The sequence below is a fragment of the Caulobacter sp. Root655 genome, from assembly GCF_001427665.1.
Classification (GTDB): domain Bacteria; phylum Pseudomonadota; class Alphaproteobacteria; order Caulobacterales; family Caulobacteraceae; genus Caulobacter.
The window spans coordinates 363068-374397 of record NZ_LMHC01000023.1 but is presented as its reverse complement, the minus strand read 5'-3'; the positions used below and the strand labels follow the sequence as shown (position 1 = coordinate 374397).

Genomic DNA, 11330 nt, shown 5'->3' with positions numbered 1-11330 from the left:
GTCGCTATTTGGCGCTCTGCGCTGAACCTTGATTGAAACGAGACGTCCCGTGGCGAAACCGGCCAAAGCCATCATCCTCAGCGCCGGCCAGGGCAAGCGCCTGTCGCCGCTCACCGACACCCGTCCCAAGTGCCTGGTCGAGCTTTCGGGCCGCACCGTGCTGCACTGGCAGCTCAAGCACCTGGCGCAGGCCGGGATCACCGAGGCGGTGGTCGTCACCGGCTTTGCCGCCGACACGGTCGAGAAGGAGGTCGCGGGGCTCGACATCCCCGGCCTGACCGTGCGGACCCTGTTCAACCCGTTCTACGCCCTGACCGACAACCTGGCGACCTGCTGGCTGGCGCGCGGCGAGATGCGCGGCGACTTCCTGCTGCTGAACGGCGACACCCTGTTCGAGACCGCCATCGCCCAGCGCCTGATCGCCGCGCCGTCCGCGCCGATCACCGTCACCATCGACCGCAAGGCCGCCGGTTACGACGCCGACGACATGAAGGTGCTGACCGAGGGGCTGTCCCTGCGGGCCATCGGCAAGACCATCGAGCAGTACGACGCCGAGTCGATCGGCTTCCTGAAGTTCGACCCCGAGGGCGCGGCCCTGTTCACCCGCATCGTCGAGCAGGCCCTGCGCACGCCCGAGGGCCTCAAGCGCTGGTACCTCAGCGTCATCAACCAGATCGCCCAGGAACACGGTGGGGGGGACCACGACGTGGTTCGCACCCAGTCGATCGAGGGCCTGCAATGGGCCGAGATGGACTTCCCTGAAGACCTGCCGGGCAACCGCGCCCTGGCGGCGGCCTGGGTGGCGGCGGGGGAGTAGGGGTCGGCGGCGTTGATTTCGGCCGGTCTCGCCCTCACGACCCGTGATCGCGCGGCCCGCTCAGGGCGCTGACGCCTCGAACCGCGGCGGGTCCGAAGGCGCAAGTCGCGCGCTATCCTCGCCCGTTCGAGCCTGGGAGAGGAGCCACGCCACCAGGTCGGCCGGTTCCTGCCGCGTCTCCTCCGCGTGCAGAAGCGCGAAATGCCAATCGGCGTCGACCAGCGCCTGCTCGAACGGCGCCACCAGACGGCCAGCGTCGAGCATCGGCCCGAACAGGCTGCGGGGAAGCAGAGCCACGCCTTTGCCGGCAAGGGCGGCGTCCGCGTTCAATTCGTGGCTGGGATAGTCGACAGCGCCGAATTGAAAGCGACCGTCGTCGGGCGCGCCGGCTTCGCGCAGCCATCGCGGCCAATCCGGATGAGGCAGCAACAGGCAGCGCGCCAGATCCGCGGGCTGGACGATGCGCCGCCGCACCGCCTGGTCCGGGTCGAGCATGGGCATCAGGTCGACCGGAAACAGGGGGTGGGATCGCCAGCCGGGCCAGGGACCGCTTCCCGTCCGAATGGCGACATCGAAGCCGTTCCCGGATCGCATGTCCGTCGAGACGTCGAGCTCGATCGCAAGGTCGGGATGGGCGGCTTGATATTGCTCCAGACGCGGGGCCAGCCAGCGGGCGGCGAAGGTCGGCGGCGCCGTGATGCGGATAAGCGGACGGGGGTGGTGGAAGGCCTCGAGCGCCAGGTCGATTTCGCCCAGGGCCCGATCGATGCGCGTCGCGAGCGCGATCGCCTCTTCCGTCGCCGTGGCGCGCGGTCCCCTCCGCACGAACAGCGGCGTTCCAAGGTCCTGTTCGAGCGTGCGAATGCGCAGGCTGACGGCGGCGGGAGTCAGGAACAGGGTCTCGGCCGCCGCGACGAAGCTGCCGGACCGCACGCACGCGGCCAAGATCCGCAGGGATTCCAGGGAGGGACGCTTCACAAGTTATCCTTGTCGTAATCGCAAGAAGTCCGCGTTTTGCCGTCGCCGTCGAGGGTGTCAGAGGAGACCGCCTAGAGCCAGTCGCGCGATATAGGAATCGCACGACTGGCTCTAGGTATTTGTTTTCGCATCGCTATTGCTGAAAACCAGCGGCCACTTTTCCGCGCGATGCTATAGATAGGAGTTCCGAATTTGTCCCTGCAAGCCCGTCCGCTCTTCGACCTGACCCTTCACCTGCATCCGATGATCGACCTTGGCCAGACACCGGCCGGCGGTCGTCGCATCTACCCGGTTTCGGGCGGCGCCTTCGAGGGCGACCGGTTGAAGGGCGACGTCTCCCCGCTCATCGGGTCCGACCTCCTGCTGATGCGGGCCGACGGCGCGTTCCAGCAGGATGTGCGCCTGCTCCTCGTCACCGATGACGACGCCCATATCCTGATGACCTACCGCGGCGTCCGCCGGGCTTCGGCGGAGGTTGACCAGCGTCTTGCCCGCGGCGAGATCGTCGACCGGTCGGAATATTATCTCCGCACGACCCCCTATTTCGAGACCGCGTCGGAACGGTACGGCTGGATCAACAGCATCGTCGCCGTCGCGCAGGGCGGCAGGGTTCCGGGCGGCGTGCGTTATGAGATCCACGAGATCCTATGACCCGGCGTGACGCCGCCTTCGCTCGAAGCCGCGTCGCTTTCCGCGATCACCATCTGGCCCAGGAACGTCGGGCGGAACGTCCAGCGCGCCGGGGCGGAGGGCTCGCCGGCGCCCAGCCCTTGCGCGCCGGCGCCGAAGGCTTGGTCAGGCGGCGATTTTCCAGGTCCTGGGGGATTCGCCGCCGGCGATGCGGCTTGGCGGCCGCATCGGGCCGTTTCGCGCCCGAAAGGCCGGAAGTAAGCCGTTTCTTACCCTGTCATCGCCAAGTCACACCTCGCGCCTATACGGCGAAGGCTTCAACTCAAGCTGGCGCGCCGGCTTGAGCCTGTCGTCGGTTGGGCCAATAGCTCTCCGGACGTTTTGACGATTCGAGCCCTTGGTCGGGCGGGGAAAAACAAAGGGACATGATGCGTAGGTTCGGAACTCAGAAAGTCAGCCTGCTGATGGGCGCGGCGCTGTCGGCGTTGTCGTTTGGCGGCGCCGCCCTGGCCCAGGACGCGACGCCGTCGGCGACCGCGCTGGACGAGATCGTCGTCACGGCCGAGCGCCGTTCGGAAAACCTGCAGAAGGTGCCGGTGTCGGTGGCCGTGGTCGGCGGCGACCAGCTGCGCGCCATCCAGGGCGGCGGCGACGACATCATCTCGCTGTCGGGCAAGGTGCCCAGCTTCTACGCCGAGACCACCACGGGTCGCATCTTCCCGCGCTTCTACATCCGCGGCCTGGGCAATATCGACTTCTACCTCGGCGCCTCGCAGCCGGTGTCGATCATCCAGGACGACGTCGTCCTCGAGCACGTGGTCCTGAAGTCGAACCCGGTGTTCGACGTCAAGCAGGTGGAAGTGCTGCGCGGCCCGCAGGGCTCGCTGTTCGGTCGCAACACCACGGCCGGCATCGTCAAGTTCGACACCAACAAGCCGACCCAGACCCTGGAAGGCCGCGCCAGCGCCTCGTACGGCACCTACGGCACGACCACCTTCGACGGCGGCATCGGCGGCCCGATCGTGGCCGACAAGCTGGCCTTCCGGGTTTCGGCCCTCTACCAGCACCGCGACGACTACGTCGACAACGTCTTCGCCGGCGCCAGCGCCGACGGCACCGTGACGCCGAAGAAGAACGCCATGGGCGGCTTCGACGAAAAGGACGTGCGGCTGCAGATCCTGGCCACGCCGACCGACCAACTGACGGTCCTGGCCTCGGCCCACGCCCGCAACTACGAGGGCACCTCGACCCTGTTCCTGCGCCAGGCGCTGAAGAAGGGCTCCAACAAGCCCAACGCGCCGCGCGACCAGGTCGCCTTCGACGAGGCCGCCAACAACCCGCAGGCCTATGACACCCAAGGCACGTCGCTGAACGTCGCCTACGACTTCGGCCCGGTGACCCTGACCTCGATCAGCGCCTATGAGACCACCGCCGGCTACAGCCGCGGCGACACCGACGGCGGCGCGGCCGCCAACTACCCCGTGAACGGCATTCCCAACGGCTTTGGCCAGTCCATGGGCCAGATCCGCGACCTCGACCAGCTGACCCAGGAAATCCGCCTGGCCAGCAACGGCGACGACCGCCTGAAGTGGCAGGTCGGCGGCATGTACTTCGACTCGCGCGACACTACCGACTTCTACCAGCGCGCCTATTTCACCAAGACCAACCCCAACAACTGGGTGCGGCTGAACAACCTCAACACCTCGTGGGCGGTCTTCGGGCAGCTCAGCTACAAGGTCACCGACGCCCTGACGATCACCGCCGGCGCGCGCGAGACCTATGACGCCAAGAAGACGGTGCTGAAGAAGACCGCCGACACCGCCGCCGGCGTCGTCACCTATGGCGGCCGTCGCTATGTGCGCCTGACCGACGAACAGCCCAGCTGGGACCTGAGCGCGCTCTACCAGGTGAACCCCGACGTCAGCGTCTACGCCCGCGTCGCCAAGGGCTTCCGCGGCCCGACCATCCAGGGCCGTTCGGCGGTGTTCAACGCCGACTTCACGACCGCTGATTCCGAGACGATCCTGTCGTGGGAAGCCGGCTTCAAGAGCGCCCTGCTCGACAACAGCCTGCGCTTCAACGCCTCGGCCTTCGCCTATGAGGTCAAGGACATCCAGCTGAACGGCAACGACTCGAACGGCAACGGCGTGCTGTTCAACGCCGACAAGGCCCAGGCCTACGGCATGGAAGCCGACGCCGAATGGCGTCCGGTGTCCAACCTGCTGCTGACGGCCGGCCTCAGCCTGCTGCACAGCGAGATCAAGGACAAGCGCGTCTACGCCCAGGTCTGCGCCCTCAACAGCGTTGTGGTCTGCACGGTCAAGAACCCGACGATCGCGATCGTCGGCCCGTTCGGCACCAGCACCTTCGCCCAGATCGACGGCCAGCCGCTGCCCAACGCGCCGAAGTACAACTTCAACTTCACGGCGCGCTACGACCTGCCGGTCGGCGCCGACGGCAAGCTGTTCGTCGCCACCGACTGGAACGTGCAGGGCTATACGAACTTCGTGCTCTACGACACGGATGAGTTCTACTCGAAGAACAACTTCGAAGGCGGGCTGAAGCTCGGCTACGAAGGCGGCAACGGCGCCTATGAAGTGGCGCTGTTCGGCCGCAACATCACCAACGAGAAGAACCTCAAGGGCGTGATCGAGAACTACATGGCGGCGGTCTACAACGACCCGCGCATCGTGGGGATTTCGGTCTCGGCGAAGCTGAACTAGGGCTGATCCCTCAGCGCTTAGATCGCTGTTCCATCCCCCGTTTCCCCGGCGAAGGCCGGGGCCCAGGTGAAACCCACGAGTTGCTCATGGTGAATCTGGATCCCGGCCTTCGCCGGGAAAGCGGAGAGGTGGGTTTGTTTCCAAGGCGGAATGACCCCGCTCCCACACTCGGGAGCGGGGTTTTTCGTTCAGGGCAGGGCGGCCTCCGCCGCCCGCCGCTTCAGCAGATCCTGTTCGCGCCGGTTGCCGGCCAGCGCCGCGGCGGCTTCGAACGCGGCGCGCGCCTCCTCGAAACGGCCCAGCTTGTGAAGCAGGTTGCCTCGAACGCTGGGCAGCAGGTGGTAGCCCTTGAGCGCCGGCTCGCCCGCGAGGCGGTCGACGATCGCCAGCCCCGCCTCCGGGCCCTGGGCCATGCCGACGGCGACCGCGCGGTTGAGTTCGATGACCGGCGAGGGGGCGACGGCGGCCAGTCGCGCATAGAGCTCGGCGATGCGCGACCAGTCGGTGTCCGCCGCCGTCCCCGCCTGGGCGTGACAGGCGACGAGGGCCGCTTGCAGGGCGTAGACGCCGTCCGCGCCGCCCAGGCCGCGCGCCCGCTCCAGCGCCCGCAAGCCCCGGCGGATCTGCAGCTGGTCCCAGAGGGCACGGTTCTGGTCGAGCATCAGGATCGGCTCGCCCATCGGGTCGGTGCGTGCCGCCGCGCGCGAGGCGTTCAGCTCCATCAGGGCCAGCAGGCCGTGGGCCTCGGGCTCGCGCGGCGCGATGGCGGTCAGCACACGGCCCATGCGCAGCGCTTCGTTACAGAGCTGGGGACGCAGCCAGTCCTCGCCGCGCGCCGCCGTGTAGCCCTCGTTGAAGATCAGGTAGACGACCTCCAGCACCGTCGAGAGCCGCCGCGCCAGTTCCTCGCCGCGTGGGGTCTCATAGGCCAGCCCCGAGTCCGAAAGGGTCCGTTTGGCGCGCACGATGCGCTGGGCGATCGTGGTGTCGGGGACCAGGAACGCCCGGGCGATCTCCTCGGTGGTCAGGCCGCAGATCATCCGCAGCGCCAGGGCCGCGCGGGCCTCGCGCGACAGCAGCGGATGACAGGCGGTGAAGATCAGGCGCAGCAGCTCGTCGCCGATGTCGTCGTCCAAGGCGGAGTCCAGATCGGGCATGGCCTGTTCCTCGGCCTCCAGGTCTCGGGCGACCATCTGGTGCTTGCGATCCAGCATCTTGCCGCGCCGCAGCTGATCCAGGGCCCGGCGCTTGGCGGTCGCCATCAGCCAGGCCCCGGGCCTTTCGGGGACGCCTGTCGCCGGCCACCGCTCGAGGGCGGCCAGCAGGGCGTCCTGAGTCAGCTCCTCGGCCAGCGGCACGTCGCGCAGCATCCTCGCCAGGCTGGTGATCAGCCGGGGCTGTTCCACCCGCCAGACGGCGAGGATCGCGCGACGGGCGTCGGCGGCCGTCACGGCCGCCTCACTGGCCGGCGAACCCGGCGAACGCCCGAACCTCGCAGGTCCCCTCCCAGCCAGGCATGTGCTCGACGTGGAGCTGCATGAACTCGACCGCCGAGGCGACCGCCTCTTCCTTGCTGTGGAATTCGAAGATCGCGTAGCCGCCGATGACCTCCTTGGCCTCCACGAACGGCCCGTCGAGCACGCTGATCTTGCCGTCGATGATGCTGACGCGAGCGCCGTTGGCCAGCGGCTCCAGGCCACCGGAATCGATCATGCGGCCGGCCTGGATCTCGCGGTTGGCGAGCTTGTGCATCGCCTCCATCAGTTCCGGGGTCGGGGCCGCGGGCTGAGCGGACTTTACGAACGACATGAAGCGCATGGGGCATCCTCCTGGAGCGAGCCGCGAACGTTATCGTCCGCTGCACTGTCTCGCTATTGAGGACGACGAACCAGCCCCTGGCGGATCGACACGCGGCTTGGAGAAAATCGTCGAGAGGGTGCGAGAGCTTGGCGCGACGGCCAACAAGCGCGTTCCTCAGCCCTCGACCAGGCTGCGCACCAGGTCCAGGTCGCTGGGCTTGTCGACGTCCACCGCCGCCAGCCCGTGCCGGGCGCGCACCGCCACGGCCTTGACTCCGGCCAGGGCGCCGATGCGGCTGACGGTCTCGTCCAGGGTCATGCGGCCCAGCAGGTAGCGGCCCAGCATCACCGGGCCGAGCATGGCGGCGATCTTCCAGGGCTGCTTGCGGTGCTGCTCGACCTTGCGCCACAGGTCGATGGCCTGCAGGGCCCGGTCGGTCTTGAGCAGGAACAGGTTGCAGCCCGAATAGCGGCCGTCGCGAAACGCCAGATAGGTGCGCCTGGTCTCCGGCGCGGCGGCCCGCACCAGGGCCTCGGGGGCCAGCAGGATGGCGATGTCGGCGTCTTGCGGCGCGTCGGCCATGAACTCGGTCAGCCATTCGGGCCGCAGCAGGGCGTGGTCGACCGTGGTGACCAGCAGGGGCGTGCCCATGGCCGCCGCGCCCTGGCGGACGCTTAGGCTGGGACCTTCGGCCGAAGCCAGCACCTGGATGTCGGCGGCCAGGGACGGGGCCGCCAGCATCGCCACCAGGGCCGCTTCGAGCGCCGCGTCCGAGGTCGAGACCCCGATCCGCCGCGCCCCGGCCTGGTCCAGCGCCGTCAGCACCCGGGTCAGCAGGGTCTGGCCGCCCAGGACGATCAGGCCCTTGTGGCTGACGCCGGCATAGTCGGCGACGGGGTCAATCCCGCCGCGCGAGCCGGCCAGGACCAGAGCCTGGAAGCTCAAAGCGCCTTCTCGTAGATGCGGTAGGTCTTGTAGATCTCTGCGCCCATGGCCTCGGAGATCCGCCGCATCGGCAGGTTGCCTTCCAGCACCCACGAGAATTCGAACTTGTCGTAGCCCAGGGCCAGGCCGGCGTCGCGGCCGGCGTTCATCAGGTGGAAGGGCACGACCTGGCCGCGCAGGCTGTCGGCGAACTTGCGCTTGAGGCCCATCAGCGGGATGCGGATCGACTTCACGCGCTTGACCTTCAGCCGCCACAGCAGCCTGGCCCAGCCGAACGGCAGCAGCTTGCCGTTCAGGCCTTCGATGGCCTCGTTGACGTTGGGCAGCAGCACAATGAAGCCGGCGGGCTCGCCGTCGATCTCGGCGAACAGGATCAGGCGCTTGTCGAGCACGTCCTTCAGGGCCTTGCCCAGCTGAGCGGTCTCGGCCTCGGTGGTGGGCACGAAGCCCCAGTTGCCGGCCCAGGCGTCGTTGAGGATCTCGGTCAGCGACCGAACCTCCTCGTCATAGCGGCTCATGTCGAGCTGGCGCAGGGTCACGCCCTCGGGCAGGCCGCGCTTGACCCGGCGCACCACCACGGCCGGCAGGGCGGCGGTGGGATCGCAGACATAGGCGTAAACGTCCTTGGCCTTGGCGTAGCCCTGCTCCTCGACCCGCGCGGCGGCATAGGCCGGATCGTGGCCCATCATCACCATCGGCGGGGTGTCGAAGCCGTCGACCAGCAGGCCGACCTCCTCGTTGATCGACAGGTTGAACGGGCCCAGGGCGTTGGTGCAGCCGCGGGCCCGCAGCCAGTCCTCGGCGGTGCGGAACAGGATCTTGAACACCGCCGGGTCGTCCTCGGCGGCGATCATCCCGAAATTGCCGGTCTTCTGGCCGGGCTCCTGGACCGCCAGGGCGTCGATCTGGGCGCTGATCCGGCCCACGTCGCGGCCGGCCCGCTGGGCCAGCCACATCTGGACCTCGGCATGCTCGAAGAACGGGTTGGTCTTCGGCGTCAGGGCGGCCATCCGCTCCATCATCAACGGCACGACCCAGTTGGGGTCCTTGGCGTTGAGGCGATTGGCCAGGTTGATGAAGCGCTTCAGCTCCGCCCTGGTGCGGACGGGAATGACCGTAAGGTCGGAATCGACGGTGTCGAACGGCATTCAGCCCTCCAAGACGACTAAGGCGTAGACCGCGAGGGCGGCGAAGATCACGGGGCCGCCCCAGACGGCCAGGAGCGGCGATAGCGCGCCCCCTTCGCCTAGGGCGGTCAGCATGCCGTTGGCGACCAGGAAGATCAGGCCCGCCGCCAGGCCGCCGGTCAGCAGCACCGCGCCCTGGCCGCTGCGGAAATTGGCCAGGGCCACGGGGGCGCTGAGCAGCAGCATGACCAGGGCCGCGAACGGTCCGGCGAAGGCGGCCAGGAACTGGGTCTCGTAATAGGCCGCCGGACGGTCGCCGCCGCCGTTCAGCAGGACCCGGCGGGCCGTGGCGGCGCTCGGCACCGGGCTGTCGGCGAACAGGGCCTGGACGTCCTGGCGATGCAGCGGCGAGGGCCAGGTCATCTGGGCGGCGGGCACGACATTGACCTGCTCGCCGTTGAACCGGACGATCACCGGCTTGTTCAGGGTCCAGCCGCCGCCGTGGCCGTAGGTGGCGGTCGGCGCCTCGATGCGCTCGACCAGGCGACCGGCCTTGTCGCGGCGATAGACCCTCACGACGTTCAGCTGGCGGCCGTCGGACGAGGCGCCGTCGGCGATCACCAGGTCGTCGCCGGCCCGGAAGCTGCGCGGTCCCGGAACCTTGCGGTCGGCGACCGGGGTGGTGGCCTGCCACCAGGCGCTCAGGACCGGGTCGGTGCGTGGGGCGATGATCTGGGAGCAGCTGAAGTCCAGGGCCATGACCAGGAAGGCCACGGGCATGGCCATGCCGACGATGCGATAGGCCGAGATGCCGGTGGCGCGCATGGCGATGATCGCGCTCTCGCGGGCCAGCTGCGAGAAGGCGAACAGGCCGCCGGCCAGGGTGGCGATCGGCGCCACCTGCTCGACCAGGCGCGGCGAGCGCAGGGCGGCGTAGTACAGCACCCCCGCCGTGCCCAGGCCGCGGTCGAGGATTTCCGTGGTCACTTCCAGCAGGTCGAGGATCTGCAGGATCGAGAACAGCACCACGGCGGCGCCGAGCACGCGGGTGGCGACCGTGCGCAGGACGTAGAGCTGGATCTTCATGCGTTCGCCCGTTCGAACTTGGACCGGAACATGCGGCGGAAGCGGACGATGCCGATGCCCATGCGGCGGATCAGTTCGGTGACCGGCGTCTGGCCGGGCCGCTTGCGGCTGCCGATGAACATCCAGACGCTGAAGCTGGTGAAGATCAGGAACGGCGCGCCGATCGCCGCCAGGGGCATGGCCTTGCCGGACTCCGCCAGGCTCTGGCCTAGCTGCAGGCTGTGCTGGAAGGCCAGCAGCAGCACGCCGGCGATGATCAGGCCGGGCGTGCGGTTGCCGCGCTTGGCGGCCAGGCCCAGCGGGAAGGCCAGCAGCGGCAGGAAGGGCAGGAAGAAGGCCCGCGCCAGCCGGCCGTAGAGTTCGGCCAGCAGGGTGGCGCGCGGCACGACCGGCTTGGGCAGTTCGGCCTGTCGGGCCAGTTCGCCCAGGGTCAGCTCGCGCTCGTCGCCGCCACGGGTCCGCAGCAGGGCGGCCGCGCCGGCCAACGGCACCTGGGTGGTGAACTGGTCGAAGACCAGGGTGCGGTACTGGCCGCGTGCGTCCAGGCCGATCCGCTGGCCCTTGCGCAGCAGCATGGTGACGGTCTTGACCCCCGGGTCGGCCGCCAAGTCGGCGGTGGCGGCGGTGATCACCTCCTCGCGACCGTTGGCGTCGAGGCGGCGGATGAACACCCGCGTCAGGCGCTGGCCCGCGGGGTCGGCGTCGTCGGCGGTCATCAGCAGCTTGGGCTCGTCGATGAAGGCTCCGCCCGAAAGCTTGCCGTTCCAGCCGGCGTTGACGGCCTCGTGCATCACCGCGCGATAGGCGTAGCGGCTGTAGGGCTGCATGTAGCCGAAGACGATCAGGCTGAAGACCGTCAGGAACAGGCCGACACAGATGAACGGCGCGGCGATGCGGGTCAGGGACTGGCCGCTGGCCAGCAGGGCGTCGATCTCGGAGCCGTCGCTCAGCTTGGTGATGACGATGAACAGGGCCACGAAGAACGCCACGGGCAGGGCCAGGCCCAGATAGTGCGGCACCAGGTTGGCGGCCAGCGAGGTGACGTAGCCGAAGCGGGCGCTGCTTTGCGACAGCACGTCCAGCAGCCGCAGCACGCGTTCCAGCAGCAGGGCGATCACCGTCACGCCCAGGCAACCGATGATCGGCCAGAACAGCAGGCGCAGAAGGTAGCGGTCGATCAGGCGCAGGCGCGACGTGCCGTGCGGAACGGGGATCGGGTGCTTG

The 11330-nt window shown here is 68.6% G+C and carries 10 protein-coding genes; 3 read left to right on the top strand and 7 right to left on the bottom strand.

Going from position 1 to position 11330, the window contains the following annotated elements; genetic code table 11:
• Positions 1-49 precede the first annotated feature (49 nt).
• Positions 50-817 (top strand): sugar phosphate nucleotidyltransferase, encoded by a 768-nt coding sequence (locus ASD79_RS16665; protein WP_056723590.1) that lies wholly within the window; start codon positions 50-52, stop codon positions 815-817.
• A 60-nt stretch (positions 818-877) separates the two neighbouring features.
• Here ASD79_RS16665 and ASD79_RS16660 read toward each other — a convergent pair whose 3' ends face one another.
• Positions 878-1795 (bottom strand): LysR substrate-binding domain-containing protein, encoded by a 918-nt coding sequence (locus ASD79_RS16660; protein ID WP_056723589.1) that lies wholly within the window; start codon positions 1793-1795, stop codon positions 878-880.
• A gap of 192 nt (positions 1796-1987) precedes the next feature.
• Between ASD79_RS16660 and ASD79_RS16655 the strand changes: the two genes are divergently transcribed.
• On the top strand, positions 1988-2446 hold the full coding sequence (locus tag ASD79_RS16655) for a DUF3237 domain-containing protein (protein ID WP_056723586.1): 459 nt from the start codon (positions 1988-1990) through the stop codon (positions 2444-2446).
• Positions 2447-2853: 407 nt separating this feature from the next.
• Positions 2854-5148, top strand: coding sequence for a TonB-dependent receptor (locus ASD79_RS16650; RefSeq protein WP_056724093.1), 2295 nt, complete (start codon positions 2854-2856; stop codon positions 5146-5148).
• Between the two features lie 188 nt (positions 5149-5336).
• Here the strand turns inward: ASD79_RS16650 and ASD79_RS16645 are convergent, their stop codons facing one another.
• The 6 genes from ASD79_RS16645 to ASD79_RS16620 form a co-directional block, all read right to left on the bottom strand.
• Entirely contained in the window at positions 5337-6599 is a 1263-nt protein-coding gene (locus ASD79_RS16645; protein WP_056723583.1) for an RNA polymerase sigma factor, read from the bottom strand.
• Between the two features lie 7 nt (positions 6600-6606).
• Positions 6607-6966 (bottom strand): YciI family protein, encoded by a 360-nt coding sequence (locus ASD79_RS16640; protein WP_056723581.1) that lies wholly within the window; start codon positions 6964-6966, stop codon positions 6607-6609.
• A gap of 156 nt (positions 6967-7122) precedes the next feature.
• Positions 7123-7893 carry an NTP transferase domain-containing protein gene (locus tag ASD79_RS16635; RefSeq protein WP_056723578.1) on the bottom strand — a complete coding sequence of 257 codons (771 nt, stop codon included), beginning with the start codon at positions 7891-7893 and terminating at the stop codon, positions 7123-7125.
• A complete protein-coding gene (locus ASD79_RS16630; protein WP_056723577.1) occupies positions 7890-9041 on the bottom strand; it encodes a hypothetical protein in 1152 nt (383 codons plus the stop codon). Before ASD79_RS16630 ends, ASD79_RS16635 begins: the two co-directional genes overlap by 4 nt.
• Positions 9042-10106 carry an LptF/LptG family permease gene (locus tag ASD79_RS16625; RefSeq protein ID WP_056723574.1) on the bottom strand — a complete coding sequence of 355 codons (1065 nt, stop codon included), beginning with the start codon at positions 10104-10106 and terminating at the stop codon, positions 9042-9044. It lies immediately after the preceding gene.
• Positions 10103-11320 carry an LptF/LptG family permease gene (locus ASD79_RS16620; RefSeq protein ID WP_056724091.1) on the bottom strand — a complete coding sequence of 406 codons (1218 nt, stop codon included), beginning with the start codon at positions 11318-11320 and terminating at the stop codon, positions 10103-10105. The genes ASD79_RS16625 and ASD79_RS16620 overlap by 4 nt, the downstream gene beginning before the upstream one ends.
• Positions 11321-11330: the final 10 nt, after the last annotated feature.